General features: G+C 69.1%; 13 protein-coding genes. 6 read left to right on the forward strand and 7 right to left on the reverse strand.

The window, feature by feature from the left end; translation table 11 throughout:
* Positions 1–46: 46 nt before the first annotated feature.
* Entirely contained in the window at positions 47–922 is an 876-nt protein-coding gene (sucD, locus tag C1I99_RS05080) for a succinate--CoA ligase subunit alpha (protein WP_111132973.1), read from the reverse strand.
* A 5-nt stretch (positions 923–927) separates the two neighbouring features.
* Positions 928–2,106, reverse strand: a complete 1,179-nt coding sequence (gene sucC / locus C1I99_RS05085) for an ADP-forming succinate--CoA ligase subunit beta (protein WP_111132974.1) — start codon at positions 2,104–2,106, stop codon at positions 928–930.
* A gap of 384 nt (positions 2,107–2,490) precedes the next feature.
* Here sucC and frc point away from each other — a divergent pair, with 384 nt between their 5' ends.
* From frc to C1I99_RS05110, 5 genes are all read left to right on the forward strand, one after another.
* Positions 2,491–3,720, forward strand: a complete 1,230-nt coding sequence (gene frc / locus C1I99_RS05090; RefSeq protein ID WP_111132975.1) for a formyl-CoA transferase — start codon at positions 2,491–2,493, stop codon at positions 3,718–3,720.
* Between the two features lie 88 nt (positions 3,721–3,808).
* Complete coding sequence (locus tag C1I99_RS05095) at positions 3,809–5,974, forward strand: acetate--CoA ligase family protein (RefSeq protein ID WP_111132976.1); 2,166 nt, start codon at positions 3,809–3,811, stop codon at positions 5,972–5,974.
* Positions 5,975–6,126: 152 nt separating this feature from the next.
* Positions 6,127–7,686: an Nramp family divalent metal transporter gene (locus tag C1I99_RS05100; protein WP_199561967.1), complete on the forward strand. Its 1,560-nt coding sequence runs from the start codon at positions 6,127–6,129 to the stop codon at positions 7,684–7,686.
* Between the two features lie 16 nt (positions 7,687–7,702).
* Positions 7,703–8,266: a hypothetical protein gene (locus C1I99_RS05105; protein WP_199561968.1), complete on the forward strand. Its 564-nt coding sequence runs from the start codon at positions 7,703–7,705 to the stop codon at positions 8,264–8,266.
* The gene (locus C1I99_RS05110) at positions 8,263–9,279 is read left to right on the forward strand and encodes a TerC family protein (RefSeq protein ID WP_111132978.1); all 1,017 of its coding nucleotides are present in this window, start codon (positions 8,263–8,265) and stop codon (positions 9,277–9,279) included. The genes C1I99_RS05105 and C1I99_RS05110 overlap by 4 nt, the downstream gene beginning before the upstream one ends.
* Positions 9,280–9,388: 109 nt before the next feature.
* Here the strand turns inward: C1I99_RS05110 and C1I99_RS05115 are convergent, their stop codons facing one another.
* Positions 9,389–9,598, reverse strand: coding sequence for a hypothetical protein (locus C1I99_RS05115; RefSeq protein WP_111132979.1), 210 nt, complete (start codon positions 9,596–9,598; stop codon positions 9,389–9,391).
* An 873-nt stretch (positions 9,599–10,471) separates the two neighbouring features.
* Here C1I99_RS05115 and C1I99_RS05120 point away from each other — a divergent pair.
* Entirely contained in the window at positions 10,472–12,199 is a 1,728-nt protein-coding gene (locus tag C1I99_RS05120) for a thiamine pyrophosphate-binding protein (protein ID WP_199561969.1), read from the forward strand.
* A gap of 279 nt (positions 12,200–12,478) precedes the next feature.
* Here the strand turns inward: C1I99_RS05120 and C1I99_RS05125 are convergent, their stop codons facing one another.
* The 4 genes from C1I99_RS05125 to C1I99_RS05140 all read right to left on the reverse strand — a co-directional run bounded on the left by C1I99_RS05125 (position 12,479) and on the right by C1I99_RS05140 (position 17,893).
* Positions 12,479–13,237, reverse strand: a complete 759-nt coding sequence (locus tag C1I99_RS05125) for a GntR family transcriptional regulator (protein WP_111132980.1) — start codon at positions 13,235–13,237, stop codon at positions 12,479–12,481.
* 251 nt (positions 13,238–13,488) lie between these two features.
* Complete coding sequence (gene gcl, locus C1I99_RS05130; protein ID WP_111132981.1) at positions 13,489–15,213, reverse strand: glyoxylate carboligase; 1,725 nt, start codon at positions 15,211–15,213, stop codon at positions 13,489–13,491.
* Positions 15,214–15,216: 3 nt separating this feature from the next.
* Entirely contained in the window at positions 15,217–16,758 is a 1,542-nt protein-coding gene (locus tag C1I99_RS05135; RefSeq protein WP_111132982.1) for an aldehyde dehydrogenase family protein, read from the reverse strand.
* A gap of 139 nt (positions 16,759–16,897) precedes the next feature.
* Positions 16,898–17,893: a 2-dehydropantoate 2-reductase gene (locus C1I99_RS05140; protein ID WP_111132983.1), complete on the reverse strand. Its 996-nt coding sequence runs from the start codon at positions 17,891–17,893 to the stop codon at positions 16,898–16,900.
* Positions 17,894–18,745: the final 852 nt, after the last annotated feature.

Raw genomic sequence — 18,745 nt, forward strand, 5'->3', positions numbered from 1 at the left:
GCTGCGCGGTGGCGATCGGGTGCGCAGCCGGCGGTTCCGCCTGCGGTCAGCGCGCGAGCATGGTCTCGCGCATCAGGGCGGCGGCCTCCGACGGGGTCCGGCCGACCCGTACCCCGGCCGCCTCCAGGGCTTCCCGCTTGGCCGTTGCCGTGCCGGACGACCCGGAGACGATCGCACCGGCGTGGCCCATCGTCTTGCCCTCGGGGGCGGTGAAGCCTGCGACGTAACCGACGACCGGCTTGCTGATGTTGGCCTTGATGTACTCGGCGGCCCGCTCCTCGGCGTCGCCCCCGATTTCCCCGATCATCACCATCGCGTCGGTCTCGGAGTCGTCCTCGAACGCTTGCAGGCAGTCGATGTGGGTCGTGCCGACGATCGGGTCACCGCCGATGCCGACGCAGGTAGAGAAGCCGAAGTCGCGCAGCTCGTACATCATCTGATAGGTCAGGGTGCCGCTCTTGCTGACCAGGCCGATCCGGCCGCGCTTGGTGATGTCGGCCGGGATGATCCCGGCGTTGGACTGCCCCGGGCTGATCAAGCCGGGGCAGTTCGGCCCGATGATCCGGGTGGTGTCGCCGGCGGCTTGGGCGTACGCCCAGAACCTCGCGGTGTCGTGCACCGGGATCCCCTCGCTGATCACCACGGCGAGGCTGAGCCCGGCGTCGATCGCCTCGACCACGGCCGCCTCGGCGAACCGGGGCGGTACGAAGAGCACCGACACGTCGGCACCGGTCTCCCGGACCGCGTCGTCGACGGTGTTGAAGACCGGGACGCCGTCGACGTCCTGGCCGCTCTTGCCGGGCGTGACCCCGGCGACGATGTTCGTACCGGCGGCGATCATGCGCCGGGTGTGCCGGGAGCCCTCGGTGCCGGTGATGCCCTGGACCAGCACCCTGCTCTTCTCGTTGAGGAAGATCGCCATCGCTGTCATGCCCCCTTGCCGGCCAGTTCGGCGGCGAGCTGCGCCGCACCGTCCATCGTGTCCGCGGTCCGTACGCCGACCAGGGCGGCCTCGGCGAGGATTCGCCGCCCTTCCTTGGCGTTGTTGCCGTCCAAGCGGACGACCAGTGGCTTGGTGATGGCCTCACTGCGGCTGCTGAGCAGGCCGAGCGCCTGGACGATGCCGTTGGCGACCGCGTCGCACGCGGTGATCCCCCCGAAGACGTTGACGAAGACGCTCCGCACGTCGGGGTCGCCGAGGATGATCTCCAGGCCGTTCGCCATCACCTCGGCCGAGGCGCCGCCGCCGATGTCGAGGAAGTTGGCCGGCCTGACGCCGCCGTACCGCTCGCCGGCGTAGGCCACCACGTCGAGGGTGCTCATGACCAGTCCGGCGCCGTTGCCGATGACGCCGACCGCACCGTTTAGCTTGACGTAGTTGAGATGTCGCTCGGCGGCCTTGAGCTCCAGCGGGTCGGTGGCGCTCACGTCGACGAACTGGCCGTGGCCGGGCTGCCGGAACCGGGCGCTGTCGTCCAGGGTCACCTTGCCGTCCAGCGCCCGGACCGTGCCGTCGGCAAGCTTGGCGAGCGGGTTGATCTCGACCAGGGTGGCGTCCTCCTTGCGGAACACGTCCCAGAGCCGGACCAGGATGCTGGCCACGTCGCCGCACACGTCGGCCGGCAGGCCCGCGTCGGCGACCAGGCGCAGCGCGGTGACCTGGTCGAGTCCGTGTGCCGGGTCCACCTGGAGCCGGGCGAGGGCCTCCGGCTTCTCGGCGGCCACCTGTTCGATCTCGACCCCGCCCTCGCCGGAGACCATGGCCAGAAAGGAACGGTCGCCCCGATCGAGCAGGAGCGAGACGTAGTACTCGTCGACGATGTCGCTGGCCTCCGTGACCAGCACCTTGTGCACGGTGTGGCCCTTGATGTCCATGCCCAGGATCGCGCTCGCCACCTCGCGGGCCGCGTCCGGCCCGTCGGACAGCTTGACCCCGCCGGCCTTGCCTCGCCCGCCGGTCTTCACCTGGGCCTTGACCACGACGCGTCCGCCGATCTCGGCGGCGGCCGCGTATGCCTCGTCGGGGGTGCTGGCGACCCGGTTCCGGCTGACCGGCACGCCGTGTTTGTCGAACAGTTCCTGTGCCTGGTGCTCGAGCAGATCCACCGGGCCCTCCCTTCGCTTCGACCTACGGTGGGTAGCTCCACTCGGGGAGTGGAGCAGATCGGGGTGGAGTCAAGGACCGGGTGCGGGACCGGGGTTGCATCCGGCGACCGGGAACGGTTCCGGATGCCATGCGGCGGGATCCGTCGGGTCAGCGGCGGAAGCTGAGCCGGTCCTTCGCTCCGCCCGAGGCTTGCGCGGAAACGTCCCGCAACCCCCTAGACACTGCGGTGTTACATGCGCCACGATATTGCCTACCACATACCGTATGCAATCCCGAAGGCCGATCGAGGGGTTGGGCCGCCGGTCCCCGATCGGCGGCGACGGAGCGGGATCTCCGCTCCACATCAGCAGGGCACCACGTGTGGCGCGACAGGAGGTTGGCTCATGGGTAAGGCACTGGAGGGCATTCGGGTCCTCGACATGACGCATGTGCAGTCCGGTCCTTCGTCCACGCAGATCCTGGCGTGGCTGGGTGCGGACGTCATCAAGCTGGAGGCACCCGGACAGGGCGACATCACCCGCGGCCAGCTCCGGGACATTCCCGACGTCGACAGCCTCTACTTCACGATGCTGAACGCCAACAAGCGCAGCATCACCCTCAACATGAAGCACGAGCGCGGCAAGGAGATCTTCACCAAGCTGGTGTCAGAGGTGGACATTCTCGTCGAGAACTTCGGCCCCGGCGTGGTCGAGCGCTTCGGGTTCCCCTGGGAGCGGCTGCAGGAAATCAACTCTGGTCTCATCTACGCCTCCATCAAGGGCTTCGGGCCCGGTCGTTACGCAAACTTCAAGGCGTACGAGGTGATCGCCCAGGCGATGGGTGGCTCGATGAGCACCACCGGTTTCGAGGACGGGCCCCCGACCGCCACCGGCGCCCAGATCGGTGACTCGGGGAGCGGGATCCATCTGGTGGCCGGGATCCTCGCGGCGCTCTACCAGCGCAGCCGGACGGGACGGGGGCAGCGGGTGCAGGTCGCGATGCAGGACGCGGTGCTCAACCTGTGCCGGGTGAAGTTGCGGGACCAGCAGCGGCTGGAGCACGGCCCGCTCGGGGAGTACCCGAACGAGAGCTTCGGCGACTCGGTGCCCCGCTCCGGCAACGCCTCCGGGGGCGGGCAGCCCGGTTGGGCCGTGCGCTGTGCCCCGGGCGGCCCGAACGACTACATCTACGTGATTATCCAGCCGCCGGGCTGGAAGCCGATCACCGAGCTGATCGGTCGACCGGAGCTGGCCGACGATCCGGCCTGGAACACCCCGCAGGTGCGGCTCTCGAAGCTCGACAAGGCGTTCGCGTTGATCGAGGAGTGGACCGAGAAGCACACCAAGTGGGAGGTGATGGAGAAGCTCAACGCGCACAACATCCCGTGCGGGCCGATCCTGTCGACCAGAGAGCTCATCGAGGACGAGACCCTCGCGGCGCTGGGGTCGGTGGTCGAGGTCGACCACCCGGAGCGCGGTCGGTACAAGACCGTCGGGAACCCGCTCAAGCTCTCCGACTCGCACGTCGATGTCGGGCGCTCGCCGCTGCTCGGCGAGCACACCCAGGACGTGCTCGGTGAGTTCGGCTACACCAGCGAGCAGGTCGACGAGCTGCGGGCCGCCGGCGCCATCTGACGATCGCTCGCGGCCCTGGTCCGACCCGTCCGCGACCTCCAGGTCCGCCGGAACCGGCGGAGCATGGCGTTCTCAAGGAGACGACGAAATGGTAGTAAAGGACAGAAGCTACGACCGCGAAGCCGTGCGGCGCGTGCTCGATCGGGCCGGCGCCGACGGGCGGAGTTCGCTCACCGCGCCCGAAGGTCGGCTGGTGGTTGAGGCGTACGGCATTGCCACCCCGGGCGAGGGCCTGGCCACGAGCGCCGACGAGGCGGTGGCCCTGGCCGAACAGATCGGCCTGCCGGTGGTGCTGAAGATCGTCTCGCCGGACATCCTGCACAAGACCGAGGCCGGCGGTGTGCTGGTCGGCCTGAGGACCGGTGCGGAGGTGGCCGCCGGGTTCGACACCATCATCGCGAACGCGACGGCGTACAAGGCCGACGCCAAGATCATCGGGGTGCAGGTGCAGCAGCAGTTGGACGTCGGCCACGAGGTGATCGTCGGCACGGTCACCGACCGCACCTTCGGCAAGGTGGTCGCCTTCGGCCTCGGCGGCGTGCTGGTCGAGGTGCTCAAGGACGTCACCTTCCGGCTCGCCCCAACCGACACCAAGACCGCGCTGTCGATGATCGACGGCATCGCCTCCGCCGAGATCCTGCGGGGCGTACGGGGCGCCGAGCCGGCCAACCAGGAGGCCCTGGCCGACCTCATCGTGCGCCTGTCCGACCTGGTCACCGACTTCCCCGAGCTGGCCGAGGTGGACCTCAACCCGGTGCTGGCCACGTCGACCGGGGCGACCGCCGTCGACGTGCGGATCCTGGTCGACCCGGCGGCCGCCCAGCAGCCGGAGCAGTTCACCACCGAGGAGATCCTGGCCAGCATGAGCCGGATCATGCGGCCGGCCTCGATCGCGGTGATCGGAGCGTCGGCCGAGGCCGGAAAGATCGGCAACTCCGTGATGAAGAACCTGGTGAACGGGGGATACCAGGGCGAGATCTATCCGATCAACCCCAAGGCTACCGAGATCCTGGACCGCAAGGCGTTCCGCAGCATCGCCGACGTGCCCGGCCCGGTGGACGTCGCCGTCTTCGCCATCCCGGCCAAGTTCGTACCGGCCGCGCTCGAGGAGGTCGGTGTCAAGGGAGTGGCCGGTGCCATCCTGATCCCCTCCGGGTTCGGCGAGACCGGCAACCACGAGTTGCAGGAGGAGGTCGTCGCGATCGCCCGCCGGCACGGAGTACGGATCCTCGGACCGAACATCTACGGCTACTACTACACGCCGGAGAACCTGTCGGCGACATTCTGCACGCCGTACGACGTCAAGGGTGGGGTTGCGCTCTCCTCGCAGAGCGGGGGCATCGGCATGGCCATCCTCGGCTTCAGCCGGTCCGCCCGGATGGGCGTCTCCTCCATCGTCGGGGTCGGCAACAAGGCCGACATCGACGAGGACGACCTGCTGACCTTCTTTGAGAGCGACCCGAACACCCAGCTCATCGCCATGCACCTGGAGGATCTGAAGGACGGTCGGTCGTTCGCCCGAACCGCCAAGCGGGTGTCGGCGAAGAAGCCGGTGATTGTCCTCAAGGCCGGCCGCACCGACCAGGGTGCCAAGGCGGCCAGCTCGCACACCGGCGCGCTCGCCGGCAACGACAAGGTCTACGACGACATTCTGCGACAGAGCGGTGTGATCCGCGCGCCCGGCCTGAACGACCTGCTGGAGTACGCCCGCGGCATCCCGCTGCTGCCGACTCCGCAGGGCGAGAACGTCGTTATCATCACCGGCGCCGGCGGCTCCGGAGTGCTCCTCTCGGACGCCTGCGTGGACAACAAGCTGAGCCTCATGGAGATCCCGCCGGACCTCGACGAGGCCTTCCGTGCGTTCATCCCGCCGTTCGGCGCGGCCGGCAACCCGGTGGACATCACCGGTGGCGAGCCTCCGTCGACGTACCGCAACACCATCGCGCTCGGCCTGTCCGATCCGCGCATCCACTCGCTGATTCTCGGCTACTGGCACACCATCGTCACTCCGCCGATGGTTTTCGCGGAACTCGTCGTCGACGTGGTCGCCGAGTTCCGGGCCAAGGGCATCCACAAGCCGGTCGTCGCCTCGCTCGCGGGTGACGTGGAGGTCGAGCAGGCCAGCGAACACCTGTACCGGCATGGCATCGTCGCCTATCCGTACACCACCGAGAAGCCGGTAGCGGTGCTCGGTGCCAAGTACCGCTGGGCTCGGGCAGCCGGCCTGCTCGGCGGTGCCCAGCCGAGCCGCTAGACAAGCGCATGCGATCCGCCAGAAGGCAGTTGGAGGGGCCACTAGAGACACGGTGACCGCTCTACGGCCAGGGGTTCAACGACATCAGCGTCGGATCCGGATCCGTCCCCCCACCCCCGGGATCCGACTCGTCACAGCCCAGGAGGACGACCGTGGACGCCGCGAACACACCAGCCGCCAGTCAACCGTCAACCAGCAGCACCCACCCCTCGACCGGCACCACCGAAATTCCCCCGCAACGCGATGCCGCCGCTTCGCCCGGCGCCACCGACTCGCGGGTGTGGCGGGCCGGCCGGCTCGAACCGATGCCGATCCGGGAGCTGCCCGACCCACCCCCGTCCATCCATCTCCTCGGTCCCACCGTGTTCCTCGTCGCGCTCGGCGTCGGCATGGGTGAGGCATACATGTGGCCCCGCCTCGTCCTGGTCTTCGGGCCCGAGATCCGGTGGCTCTTCCTCATCGGCGTAACGCTGCAGGCGTTCGTCATGCTGGAGATGGCCCGGTACGCCATGGCCACCGGAGAGAGCATCTTCTTCGGTGCCGCACGGGTCTTCAAACCACTGATGTGGTTCTTCTTCGCGGTGGCGATCCTGGTCTACATCTGGCCAGGTCACCTGTCCACCGGCGCGGCCGCCTTCGAACAGGTGACCGGCATACCCTGGGTCGTCACCGCCTGTGTCGGCCTGATCCTGGTCGGCATCCTGTTCAGCCTGGCATCGGTGATCTACCCGCTGCTGGAGAGCCTGCTGGGCATCCTCATCGGCGTACTCGTGATCGGCACAGCGGTGGCCGCCTCGCTGGTCGGCCGCTGGAGTGATCTCACCGCCACCCTCGCGGGCATGTTCCAGTTCGGGTACTTCCCGGAGCAGGCGATGTCCGCGGCCTGGTTCCCGGTCCTGGTCGGGGCGATCGCGTTCGCGGGGCCGTCCGGCATGCAGCAGATGTGGTACACGCTGCACCTGCGGGACTCCGGCGCCGGCATGGGCGCACACATCCCGAAGATCCGCGGGTTGCGGTCCGCCGGCAACGAGGAGGCCATGCCCTCTCGAGGGTTCATGTTCGACACCGACAACCAGCAGGAGATGCGGAAATGGAAGGGCTGGCGGCGCTGGGTGACCTTCGACGCGGTGCTGCTCTTCTGGGGCGTGACGATGCTGGTCACCGTCTCGTTCACCGTGCTGGCCCAGACCGCCGCGCGGCAGAGCCCGGACGTCACCGCACTGATCCTCGAAGGCGATCGGGAGGCCTCGCTGACCGCTATGGCGGACGCCTTCGCCTCGGCCGGCGCGCCGATCCTGCGCGGCGTCTTCCTGGGCTTCATCGCGTTGATCGGGCTCAACGCCACGCTGGGTCTGTTCGACTCGTTCTCCCGAGGCCAGGCGGACATGAGCTACCACTTCATCCCGGGGATGAAGCGGTTCGGCATGTCGAAGCTGTACGCCGGCTTCCTCTGGGGCGTGATCACGTTCGGCATCCTGATCCTGCTCTTCGGCCCCGCCGACGGCCCGGGCGCGATCCTCGACGTGCTCGCGTTCCTGTCCACCCTCGCGATGGGCGCCTACTGCGTCGTCCTGCTGCTGGTGAACAACCGGATGCTGCCCAAGCCGATCCGGCCGGGCTTCGTACCGAACCTGGTGATCGGCTTCGGTGCGGTGTTCTACCTGGGCATGCTGCTCTACAGCCTGTTCCGGTTCGGCGTGGTCGTCGGTTGAGATGAGGGCGACGCGGATGAAGAACCACGGGGAACTCGCCCTGCCGGGCGCCGTGATCGGAGCATCGGCCGGCGTGGTGGCCGGCGGGCTAGCGCTGCTCGTCGGCCAACCCGCCGGCTGGGCGGCAGCCACCGCGGTGGGGCTCGGCCTGCCGATGGCGCTCGCCGGCGGCGCGTTCGGGCTCCTGCTCGGCGCGGGCATCGTACGGCCCGGTGTGTTCGCTCCGGTCGGGCTGTACTGGCTCGTCGCGTTCCCGGTCGCTCGACTGCTGCACGAAGTGCTGGCCGGCCTGCTCATCGCAGGCCGGCCGGCCCTGCCGGCGGACCCCCTCGGCTTCCTCGCCTATCAGGCGATGGCCAGTCTCGGGTTCGCCATCGGGTTCAGTTGGCTGCACGAGCGGATCGCGCCGGGCTGGCTGGGCCGGATCCGTGAAAGGAACCCGCGGGCCGAACGCCTCTACGGCTTCTACCTGCGGCACGCCGAGGCGCAGTGGAAGGCCAGGGAAGGCCGGCGGCGGGCGCGTGCGGCCGGACGGGGGGCAGGTCCCGCGACCGTGCTTCGCAACAAGGGAGAGTCATGAATCTACCGACCTGGGTGTGGACTGTAACGATCATCGGCTTCGCCGTGATGATCGCCTTCGACTTCTACCTGGTCGCCCGAGACCCACGCGAGCCGTCCTTTCGGGAATGTGCCGGGTGGGTGAGCTTCTACGTGCTCGCCGCCGTCGTCTTCGGGCTCGTCGTCACGTCGACCGCCGGCGGCACGTACGGTGGCCAGTTCTTCGCCGGCTGGCTCACCGAGTACTCCCTCAGTGTCGACAACCTGTTCGTCTTCGTGATCATCATGAGCCGGTTCGCGGTGCCCGTGCAGTACCGGCAGAAGGTCCTGCTGATCGGTATCATCCTGGCGCTGCTCATGCGCGCCGTCTTCATCGCGGCCGGCGCCCAGGCGATATCCCGGTTCGACTGGCTCTTCTACATCTTCGGTGCGTTCCTGATCTACACCGCCGTCAAGTTGGTCGGGCCGCAGCAGGAAGACGAGTTCTCCGAGAACATCGCGCTGCGTACGGCGAAGCGGATCCTGCCGACCACCGACTCGTACCGGGGCGCGTCGGTGCTGACCCGGATCGACGGCCGGCTGATGGTGACCCCGATGCTGATCGTGATGGTCGCGATCGGCACCACGGACCTGTTGTTCGCGCTCGACTCGATTCCGGCGATCTTCGGTCTGACCCAGGAACCGTACCTGGTCTTCACCGCGAACACGTTCGCCCTGATGGGGCTGCGGCAGCTCTACTTTCTGATCGGCGGGCTGCTGGACCGGCTGGTGTACCTCAGCAAGGGCCTGGCACTCATCCTGGCCTTCATCGGGGCCAAGCTGGTGCTGGAGGCGATGCACCACGACGGGATCGACTGGGCGCCGGAGGTGCCGATCGCCGTCTCGCTCGGGGTCATCATCGGCACGCTGGTGGTCACCACCGTGGCGAGTCTGCTGAAATCGCGCCGGGACCGGAACCGGGACGCTGAGGCCGCCCCGGTCGGGGCGGCCTCCGCTGCTCCAGACGCCGTGGTCGTGGACCAGGACCCGGTCTGAGGTCCCCGGTGTCGTGTCCGTCGACGTCGTGCCGGCTCTCCCCGCAGGGACTGGTATCCCGGGGGAGAGCGGCGGGTTTTTCGCCCGCTCTTTCCTGGCAAGCCGGGGATCAGACCTTGGCCAGATCACCCTGGCCGGAGGCGCCTCGAAGGAACCGTTCGATCTCCTCGTCGCTCGGCCGGTCGGCGCGGCGCTGGGCCTCCAGCGCGGTCGCGAGGCCGAGCCCGACGGAGCGCCCGTCCGCGGGGACGCCGGTGGGCAGGTTCAGCCGGTCCGTGAGCCGGGCCAGGGAACGCTCGAACTTTCGCCAGGTCGACATGACATCACTCCTGATTGTTGGGGCTTCCCGGGAGACGACCCTCCCGGGCGGTGCGCACCGGACCCGCGTACGGCCCCGGTGGTCCCGGCAGGACGCCCGGATGTGCCCGGTGGGGTCGGGCACATCCGGGGTGGCCGGATCGGCGACCGAGGCCCCTCGGTTGGGCCGCGGCCGGGTCGGTCGAGGAACGGCAGCTGGGGCCGCCCGCGGCGGCGGTTCGACGACTGCGGCGTCGCCTCCCGCCGGTGCGTCGCTGTGAACCAATAGTCCACTATGGCTATCTACCCAGCGTATGCGCACCACAAACCTGCTTTGTGCTCGGGCCGTTCCCGCTACTCCAGCGAATCCCAGGATACCGCGTTCGGTATACAAAAAACCGCACTAGTGACCAAGGCCACCGTCCACTGTCGTCCCCCACGCCCGGTCCGGGATGCCGGGCCGGGCGGGTGTGCGGGGTGGTCCGTCCGGTCCGGGTCACCAGCTCCGCTGCGGCCCTCGCCGCCAGCGGGGCGGTATGCGCCCAGGTCATGGCGCTCTGTCGGCCACGTGCCGGCGTGCGTCCGACCCCTGGTCGAGCCCGTGCGGGAAAACGTCCCGCTGCCTCTAGACACCCTGCTGTCACATGGTTCAGGATTATGCCTACCACATACGGTATGCAATCCGGGGTTGGGGAGGTGCTCATGAGTCGACGGTCGGGTCGTACCGCGGGCCCACCCGGCCGGGCAGCCGGCTGTGCGGGCGCGGCGAAGCCCGAGCAACTGCTGCGCCATGCCCACCCGTCCGTGCATCCCGGAGCAGTCCCAGTCCACATCGCCGGCCCCGTCACAGCGGAGCACGCCGGTCGCCGGCGGCCACTAGAGGGAGTTGAGAGCAATGGTGCAGACCGCGACTGAAGCCGTCGTGGACCCGATCTTGCAGGAACCGAGCCGTGACCCGGAGCGAATCTCCGGGGGGCACCTGGTGGCCAAGGCGCTCAAGGCCGAGGGCGTGGACGTCATCTTCACGCTCTGCGGTGGGCACATCATCGACATCTACGACGGCTGCGTGGACGAGGGCATCGCCGTGGTCGACGTACGGCACGAGCAGGTCGCGGCGCACGCCGCCGACGGGTACGCGCGGGTCACCGGCAAGCCCGGCTGCGCCGTCGTCACCGCCGGCCCCGGCACCACCGACGCGGTGACCGGCGTGGCGAACGCCTTCCGGGCCGAGAGCCCGATGCTGCTGATCGGCGGGCAGGGCGCGCTCAACCAGCACAAGATGGGCTCACTACAGGACCTGCCGCACGTCGACATGATGACGCCGATTACGAAGTTCGCCGCGACCGTGCCGCACACCGCCAGGGTCGCCGACATGGTGTCGATGGCGTTCCGGGAGTGCTACCAGGGGGCCCCGGGCCCGTCCTTCCTCGAGATCCCGCGCGACATCCTCGACGCCGAGGTCGACACCGCCACCGTGACGATCCCCGAGTCGGGCCGCTACCGAGCCTCCACCAAGAGCATCGGTGACCCGGCCGCGATCGAACGGCTGGCCGACATCCTGGTCCGGGCCGAGAAGCCCGCGGTCCTGCTCGGCACGCAGGTCTGGACGGGCCGCGGCTCCGCGGCGGCGATCGACTTCGTCCGGTCACTGAACATCCCGGCGTTCATGAACGGGTCGGCGCGCGGCACCCTGCCGCCCGGCGACCCGCACCACTTCCACCTGTCCCGCCGCTACGCGTTCAACAACGCCGACGTGATCCTCATCGTCGGTACCCCGTTCGACTTCCGGATGGGGTACGGCCGCCGGCTGCCGAAGAACGCGACGGTGGTCCAGATCGACATGGATTACCGTACGGTCGGCAAGAACCGGGACATCGACCTCGGGCTCGTGGGTGACCCGGGTGCGATCCTGGCGGCGGTGACCCAGGCGGCCTCCGGCCGGGTCGACAATGGTGCCGGACGGCGCAAGGCGTGGTTCGCCGAGCTGCGGGCCGAGGAGACCGCGGCCTACGAGAAGCGGCTGCCCCGCCAGCTCTCCGACGCCAGCCCGATCCACCCGCTGCGCCTGGCCCACGAGATCAACGAGTTCCTGACGGAGGACTCAATCTACATCGGGGACGGCGGCGACGTGGTGACCTTCTCCGGCGGCGTGGTGCAGCCGAAGGCGCCGGGGCACTGGATGGACCCGGGTCCGCTCGGCACCCTCGGCGTGGGCGTGCCGTTCGCGCTCGCAGCGAAGTACGCCCGGCCCGACAAGGAGGTCGTCTGCCTCTTCGGTGACGGCGCCTTCAGCCTCACCGGCTGGGACTTCGAGACGATGGTCCGGTTCGATCTGCCCTTCGTCGGCGTGGTCGGCAACAACTCGTCGATGAACCAGATCCGGTACGGCCAGGCGGCCAAGTACGGTGACGCCCGGGCCCGGGTCGGGAACACCCTCGGCGACGTGCACTACGACCAGTTCGCCAAGATGCTGGGCGGGTACGGCGAGGAGGTGCGCGACCCGCGGGACATCGGCCCGGCGCTGCGCCGGGCCCGCGAGTCGGGCCTGCCGTCCCTGATCAACGTCTGGATCGATCCGGACGCGTACGCGCCCGGCACGATGAACCAGACCATGTACAAGTAGGCGGGACCTAGCCGGCCGCCGTGCGTCGGCCGGCCACCGCGTCGGCCGGTGATGGCCGTACCGAGAAGTGTCCGTCCCGGGAGGAGGCGCCGGTCGCATCCGGCGCACGTGTCACCCGGGGCGGGCACTCTCGTGCGTCCGATCGGTGCCGGCCTGGCCGCCTGAGGCCGCGCGAGTGGCTCGCGCCCGCGGCGATGCGGCGCCGGACGCGGACGGCAACTCGGGAACGGGTGCGCCAGCGTCGTGAGCGCCGCTAGTTGTACGCTACTGCGCTACCCGTCAGCCCAGGGCTTCCCGTTCGGCTGCCTCCTTGCGCCGCTGGTGGTAGCTCTCCCGAGTGCGTTCGGTGTGTCGGCGCATCAGGTCGCCGGCCCGCCGGCTGTTACGGCTCGCGATCATCTCGATCAGCTCGGCGTGCTCGTTCCACGCCTCACGACCACGGGAGCGTGCGATGGGCGCGTAGTACCAGCGCACCCGGCGGTCCACCAGCGCGATCAGCTCGGCGAGCACCTTGTTGCCGGACATGCTGACCACGTGCGCGTGCAGGGCGGCGTTGGCGGCGACGAGCGCGGCCTGGTCGTCGTCGCTGAGCGCCTTCTCGCCAGCGCGCTGCAGCTCCCGCAGCCGTTCGACCTGTTCGGGTGTGGAGTTTCGGGCGGCCAGCCGCGCGGACTCCGATTCGAGGAGGGTGCGGGTCGCGAGGAGTTGGTCCGCCTCCTCCTCGGTGGGGACGTGCACGAAGGCGCCGAGGGCCGGACGCAGGTCGACCCAGCCCTCGCTCTGCAGCCGCTGAAGGGCCTCCCGGACGGGTTGCCGGCTGACGCCGAGCTGAGCCGCGAGTTCGTTCTCGACGAGGTGCTCGCCCGGCCGTAGCTCCCGGTTGATGATCATCTCGGCGATGGCGTCGTAGACGGCCTGGCGCAGTGGCGCGGGACGCTCCAGCGGCTGTCGCGCGGCCCGCGTCTCGTCACGGTCGGCGGGGAGACGCCGTCGCCTCCCGCCAGTGGCCGGTGCAACCGAGCCTGCCCATTCGGTCATCGACTACCCTCCGGTTGCCATAGGTCGCGGACGTCGTCGCGTCCGAAGCTGGTTTATAGCATACAGTCGGCGAGATGCAATCGACGCCGAGCAGGAGTCCGTGTCGCGCGATCTATATGGATAGACATCGAAGTGACTACCGATTCGGAACGGGCAGTCGGGGCGGGCGGCGATGGCCGCCCGCCCCGACGTGAATCCGATGGCGCGAGATCCGCTATACGCGATGTCCGCCCCTCCGCCCAGCCAGCGGGTCAGCCGGAGAGGGCATCCGGATACTCGGTTTCCGGCACCGGTTCGTACTCGTTGACTTTCGCGACGGAGAGCCCGTGCGCCGTGTTCGCCTCGCGCTCGATCATCACCTCCACCAGCACCGGACGGCTGGTCCGCTTCGCCTCCTTGCTCGCCCAGGACAGCGCGTCCGCGAGGTCGCCGGGCTGGGTCACGCGGCGCCCGGAACAGCCGTACGCCTCCATGACCTTCACGTTGTCCGTGCCGTACTCGTCATAGTGGATGTCCACCTGGTAGTTCATGCCGTAGCCGATCTCCGCCTGGCGGATCAACCCGAGATACTCGTTGTTCAACATGATCAGCACGAACGGGATGTTGTACTGCGCGGCGACGGCGAGCTCCTCGACCAGGAACTGGAAGGAGTAGTCGCCGACCACGCCGACCACCTCGGCGTCAGGATTGGCGGACTTGACCCCGATCGCCGCGGGGATTTCCCAACCCAGCGGCCCGGCCTGCCCGCAGACCTGGTAATGGCGGGGCTTGAAGACTTTCTGGAACTGCCCGGACCAGATCTGATAAAGGCCGATGGCGGTGACGAAGTAGGTGTCCGGGCCGAAGAACTCGTTGATCTCTTTGAACACCCGGGGCGCCTTGATCGGAACCGAATCGAAGTCGTCCCGCCGGCCCAGCGTCTCGCGCAGCGCGCGGACCCGGGATATCCACTCTCCACGGTCGCGGTGCGCGTTCCGCCGCTTGATCGCGTCGATCAGGGCCGCGAGGAACAGCTTCGTGTCCGACACCACGCCGAGGTCCGGACCGAAGACCTTGCCGATCTGGGTCGGCTCGATGTCGACGTGGATGAACGCGCGGTTGCCGCGGTAGGTCTCCAGGTCGCCGGTGTGCCGGTCACCGAACCGGGCGCCGAGCGCGAGCACCAGGTCGGACTCCAGAAAGGAGGCGTTGCCCCAGCGCTGGGTGGTCTGGATACCGGTCATGCCGGCGAAGAGGTCGTGATCCTCCGGTATCGCGCCCTTGCCCATCAGCGTGACCTGGACCGGGACGTTCAGCGTCTCCGCAGCCTCCCGCAGCAGGTCGCTCGCCTCGCCGAGGATGACGCCGCCGCCCGCCAGGATCAGCGGCCGCTCGGCGGCCAGCAGCATGTCCAGCGCCCGCTCCACCCGGGGCAGGTGTGGTTCGACCCGGGCGACGGGGAGCGGGGCATCGATCGAGGGGTCCCACTCGATCTCCTGGCGCTGCACGTCGAGCGGTAGGTCGATCAGGACCGGTCCGGGTCGGCCCGAGCGGGCGATCCGGAACGCCTCCCGGAAGATCCAGGGCGCCTGGGCGGCTTCCTTCACCTGCACCGCCCACTTCGTCACCGGCTTGGCGATCTCGACGATGTCGACCGCCTGGAACGCCTCCTGGTGCAGCTTGCTGGTCGGAGCCTGGCCGGTGACGCAGATCATCGGGATCGAGTCCGCCTGCGCGGTGTAGAGCCCGGTGATCATGTTGGTGCCGGCCGGTCCGGAGGTGCCGATGGCCACGCCGACGCGGCCGTTGGTCCGGGCCCAGCCGTCCGCCATGTGGGTGGCACCCTCCTCGTGTCGGACGATCAGGTGCCGGATGTCGCTCTTCTCCAGCGCGGCGTACAGGGGCAGGATGGCCGCGCCGGGACAGCCGAACGCGATGTCCACGCCCTCCGACGCGAGCACCGAGACGACCGCGTCCATGCAGGGGATCTTGGCCATGGTTCAGACCTCCGGGTAGTGGGCGTGGGTCGGGAAGTTGCCGTAGAGCCGCTCACCGGCCGGTCCCTCGGTCACCGCGTGCACCAGCAGCGCGCCACCGACGAACGCGCCCCGCCAGGACGCCCCCCGGCCGCCGAAAACCTCCTGGCGGTCGCCGCGGGACCGGGGCCGGTTGACGCCGACCTTGAACGCCCGCAACTCGCCGCTGAGCCGTTGCGCGGTCGCCTCGTCGTCGCAGGCCAGCGAGGCGACCAACGCGCCGTTGCTGGCGTTCATCGCGGCCAGCAGCTCAGCCTCGGTGTCGACCAGCACGACCGTGTCGACTGGGCCGAAGGGCTCGGCGTGGAACAGCGGTGAGGAGGGCGGTGGCGACAGGATCGCCACCGGCGCGAGGTACGCCGAGCGGTCCTGGTCGGGCAGGAAGCTGCCGTCGTCCAGCGAACCGCGGTACAGCGGCACCCCGCCCTTGGCGACCGCCGCCTCGATCGCGTCGTTCAGCTCCTTGACCTTGGTGTCCTTGATCAGGGGACCGAAGTCGAGATCCGGGTACCCGTCCTGCCCCGGCTCGACTGCCAGCGGGTGGCCGAACCGGACGGCGCGGACCGCCGGCAAGTACGCGGCGAGGAACTGGTCGAAGAGCGATCGTTGCACGACGTACCGCGGATAGGCGGTGCACCGCTGCTTGCCGTACTCGAAGGACCTGCGGACGTTGTCGGCGAGCAGCTCCCAGTTGCTGAACTCCCAGACGCCCCAGCAGTTGAGGCCCTCCTGCTCCAGCACGTGGCGCTTGTCGGAGTCGACCAGCCGGGCGGCCACCTGACTGCCCGCACTCCGGCCGCCGACGAAGAAGACGCAGCTGATCTCGGGTGCGGTGACCAGGACCGACGAGAGTTCCGCGCCGCTGCCGCTGACCAGCGTCAGTGGCAGGTCGTGCCAGGCTGCGAGTGCACAGGCGAGGGTCAGGCAGCTTACCCCGCCGTCGGTAGGCGCCTTTGCGATCACCGCATTGCCGGCGAGCGCCTGCACCAGCATCGAGTGCATGATGACGCTCATCGGGTAGTTCCAGCTGGAGATGTTGCTGACCGGACCGGGGAGCGGGGAGCGGCCGGCCACCATGGAGTCGACTTCGTCGACGTACCACCGCACCCCGTCGATGCAGCGGTCGACGTCGGCGGTGGCCAACCGCCAGGGCTTGCCGATCTCCCACACCAGCAGTAGCGCGAGCAGGTCGCGGTGTTCCCGGAGGGCGTCCAGCGTGGCGCTGACCCGGGCCTTGCGCTCGGCGAGCGGAACGAGCGCCCAGTGTCGGTGGGCGTCGGCGGCTGCCCGCACGGCGGAGTACGCGGTCGCGGCGGTCAACCGGGGCGGACCGGCGATTGCTGTGCCGTCGACCGGCGAGGTCGCGGGAGCAGGTTCCCCGTCCCGGCGCCACCGATCGCCCCAGTAGTTGAGTAGGCGGTCATCGTGGAAAGCCTCGGGCGCGACTTCGCGGCAACGGGCGTAGACGTCGGCCCACGCGGTACCGGGCTTGCGGATAAGGGGCACGGTGGCCTCCAGGGCGTCGGGTGTCCTGTGGATGGGTTGGCTCGCCGGGCCGGACGAGGAACGTCTGTCGGCCGACGCCGTCCCCGTCGTAGCCGCCCGGCGCCGGCTCCCGGCACTAACGGGGGCGGGGGAGGCGAAGTCAGGCCGCCCGCATCGTCGCGGGCTGCCGAGGTATGGTCCGGGCCAGGAGATCGGTCGCGGCGTGGATGTTTCGTAACGTCGGCGCCGGGGCACCGGTGATGTTGGCCATCTCCACCACCGCCCCCACGACGGCGTCGAGCTCCAGCTCCTTACCAGCCTCGAGATCCTGTAGCATCGAGGTCTTGTGGTGGCCGACCCGCTGGGCGCCGTCGATCCGCTTCTTGATGGAGATTTCCGGCGTACTGCCGACCCGGGCCGCGATGTCGAGCGTCTCCTCCATCATCTGCTCGACCACCCGCCGGGTGCCGCGATGCTCACAGATCTCCGCCATCGTGGCCCGGGTCAGGGCGCTGATCGGATTGAACGCGGCGTTGCCCATGAGTTTGATCCAGATGTCGTCGCGCAGCCGTGGCTCGACCGGGCACTTCAGGCCGCCCGCGATCATCGCCTCGCTGAAGGTCAGACACCGCTCGGAAATGCTTCCATCCGGCTCGCCGATGGAGAACCGGGTCCCCTCCAGATGCCGGATCACCCCCGGCGACTCGATGACCGTCGCCGGGTAGACGACGCAGCCGATCGCCCGTTCCGGCGTCATCACCGCGGACGTCGCCCCGTCGGGATCCACCGCCTCGATGCGGTGATTCTCATACGGTCCCGGCAGCTTGTGGAAATACCACCAGGGGATGCCGTTCTGTCCGGCCACAAGCGCCGTCTCCGGACCGAGCAGCGGGGTGAGCAGTGGCCCGGCCGTAGCGTAGGAGTGCGCCTTGAGGCCGAGAAACACGTAGTCCACCGGGCCGATGTCCACCGGATCGTCAGTGGCGTGCGGGTGCGCGGAGAAATCACCCCGTGGACTGAGGACCCGAACTCCGTTGGCCCGCAGTGCGGCCAGGTGTGCCCCGCGGGCGACCAGGTGAACGTCCACTCCGGCCCGGCACAGGGCCGCGCCGACGTACGCGCCGATGGCGCCAGCTCCGAGCACTGCAACTCGCACGGGCAGCTCCCTTCCTGCGCGACATTGTATGCGTTATGCGGAGTACAGTATGCGAGACAGTCAGGTGGCTGACAAGACCGCCCCGGCGTGGCCGCTTCGGAAGACCTGGCGATGCCCCTGCTGGATTTCAGTGACAGTGGTGGCGCGGCCGCCTACGAGCGGGCGCCTCCACATTGCAGGTCGCAGCGCGGGCCAAGTGACGGCAATCGACCCATTGCCGCACCGGAGCCGGGCTGATTTAGGTCGGCTCCAGAGCCGACCGGACGAGGACCTGGAGCAGGAGACTCTATGGTCGCGGTTCGCGAGCTGCTAGCCGCCGTGCTGCCCCTCAGGAACCGGACGATGAGCTGCTGGCCGCGGTGGACGCGATGACGCCCTCGCTGGTCCAGCTCGAGCGCTGGCCGGAGCTGGCGGAGGGTGTCGGCAACCCGTTCCTGGTGGAGCTGCTGCCAGTAGTGGGCAGTGAGCGGCCTATCGGCACGTATTACGGCTGGTTCTACGGGGTCTCGGCGGCGGCCGGGACCGGTGCGCTGGTCGGAGGGCTACTCGACCTGACCGCGCCGGCGGACGGCCCGCTAAATCCGGGCGTCCAGCGGCAGCTCGAAGTGGATCGTCTCGAAGCGGGGGTCCTGCTCGTTGCCGTCACCCCGGGCGTCGTACACCTCCACCACTGGCAAGGATCGCCAGAACGCCTCGGCCCCCGGCACGCGCGTTGGTGTGCAGGTAGACGGTGCGGTAACCGTCGTCCCGGCGGGCGAAGTCCAGGCAGGCGGCGACGAGCGAGGCGCGGCTGTCCGCCCCAGGGCTGTTCGGCAAGAACTGGGGGCCGGTTACCCAGATGGGGCTCATGGA

This window comes from Micromonospora deserti (assembly GCF_003236335.1).
Lineage (GTDB): Bacteria > Actinomycetota > Actinomycetes > Mycobacteriales > Micromonosporaceae > Micromonospora > Micromonospora deserti.

What these genes read in the sequence shown, in the direction of transcription:
- sucD (WP_111132973.1), bottom strand. Translation starts at nt 922, where the DNA reads ATGGCGATCTTCCTCAACGAGAAGAGCAGGGTGCTGGTCCAGGGCATC.
- frc (WP_111132975.1), top strand. Translation starts at nt 2,491, where the DNA reads ATGGGTAAGGCACTGGAGGGCATTCGGGTCCTCGACATGACGCATGTG.
- C1I99_RS05095 (WP_111132976.1), top strand. Translation starts at nt 3,809, where the DNA reads ATGGTAGTAAAGGACAGAAGCTACGACCGCGAAGCCGTGCGGCGCGTG.
- C1I99_RS05105 (WP_199561968.1), top strand. Translation starts at nt 7,703, where the DNA reads ATGAAGAACCACGGGGAACTCGCCCTGCCGGGCGCCGTGATCGGAGCA.
- C1I99_RS05110 (WP_111132978.1), top strand. Translation starts at nt 8,263, where the DNA reads ATGAATCTACCGACCTGGGTGTGGACTGTAACGATCATCGGCTTCGCC.
- C1I99_RS05115 (WP_111132979.1), bottom strand. Translation starts at nt 9,598, where the DNA reads ATGTCGACCTGGCGAAAGTTCGAGCGTTCCCTGGCCCGGCTCACGGAC.
- C1I99_RS05120 (WP_199561969.1), top strand. Translation starts at nt 10,472, where the DNA reads ATGGTGCAGACCGCGACTGAAGCCGTCGTGGACCCGATCTTGCAGGAA.
- C1I99_RS05125 (WP_111132980.1), bottom strand. Translation starts at nt 13,237, where the DNA reads ATGACCGAATGGGCAGGCTCGGTTGCACCGGCCACTGGCGGGAGGCGA.
- gcl (WP_111132981.1), bottom strand. Translation starts at nt 15,213, where the DNA reads ATGGCCAAGATCCCCTGCATGGACGCGGTCGTCTCGGTGCTCGCGTCG.